Here is a 1,276-nt window from a genome sequence, read left to right as displayed (position 1 = left end):
GCACAAATCAACATTGTTATTAAATTAATATTTACCTCATATACATCCTTTCTAATTTTTTAGATTCCATTTGCGGACGTTTTGATCACTTGGAAGTAAGAATGCAAGTAAACCTAGCAATGGTAAGAATCCTAACGAGGAAACCATTGCTGATAAGCTGAAAATATCAGCTATGTATCCAAGTCCTACTGATCCGATCGCTCCCATTCCGAAGGCGAGCCCCACCGTTAACCCTGACATGGTCCCAATTTTACCTGGCACTAGTTCTTGTGCGTAAACGACCGTAACAGAAAAACTCGCCATAAAAATAAAACCTGAAAGCGTTAGAAAGATGAAGGCAATGGCTGGAGGTACAAAAGGAATAAGTACGGAAAATGGTACAGTCGCCAACATTGAAACTGATATTACTTTTTTCTTCCCAAAGCGATCAGCTAAGGGCCCGCCAAAAAAAGTTCCAAAAGCACCAGCAATTAAAAAGGCAAATAGGAATAATTGTGATTCTTTTATGGGCAGGGCATATTTCTCGATAGCATAAAAAGCATAGAAATTTGTCATCCCCGAAATATACCATGACCTAGCAAATATGAGTAAAAGAATTAATAACAATGCCTGTTTAATTTTTTTGGAGAGACCCATCTTTGTAGTTGTTGATGTATTCTTCTTTTTGATAAGAGGGAGATCGCTGGCTAATTTTTTGTTATACCAAGTAGCGATATAGATTAATAACAAAACTGCAATTGCTGCGACAATGGTAAACCATGATGCGCCTCTTTGGCCGAGTGGAACGAGGATAAGCGCTGTGATAAGTGGTGCCAATGCCTGCCCCGTATTACCCCCTACTTGATAAATAGATTGTGCCAGACCTCTACGATTTCCTGCGGCCATATAGGCTACTCTTGACCCTTCAGGATGAAATACTGCGGAACCAAGCCCGATAAAAATGACGGAAATAACAATCAGACCAAAGGAAGGTGCAAAAGCTAATCCTAGAACACCGCCAAGTGTTAACGTAAGTCCTATTGGCAGCGCGAACGGCATAGGTTTTTTATCTGTAACAACACCAACTACTGGCTGAAGTACCGATGATACCATATTCAAGGAAAAGGCAATAACTCCTAGCTGAGTAAAGGATAAACCCATCGATTTTTCTAGGATTGGAAACATTGCTGGGACCACTGCCTGAATGGCATCGTTAAGTAAATGGCAAAGCCCGATGATAAAAAGAATATTATACATGGTCTTCTCGGAAGTCTTGGCTGTTTTTGCAGACACTGCA

The 1,276-nt window shown here is 40.4% G+C and carries 1 protein-coding gene; it reads right to left on the bottom strand.

The features are described from left to right. Positions 1-51 precede the first annotated feature (51 nt). The gene (locus tag V7124_RS15880; protein ID WP_420490552.1) at positions 52-1,272 is read right to left on the bottom strand and encodes an MFS transporter; all 1,221 of its coding nucleotides are present in this window, start codon (positions 1,270-1,272) and stop codon (positions 52-54) included. Between the last annotated feature and the right edge of the window lie 4 nt (positions 1,273-1,276).

It is taken from the genome of Neobacillus niacini (genome assembly GCF_036961885.1).
GTDB lineage: Bacteria > Bacillota > Bacilli > Bacillales > Cytobacillaceae > Neobacillus > Neobacillus niacini_H.
This window is presented reverse-complemented; position numbering and strand designations above follow the sequence as displayed.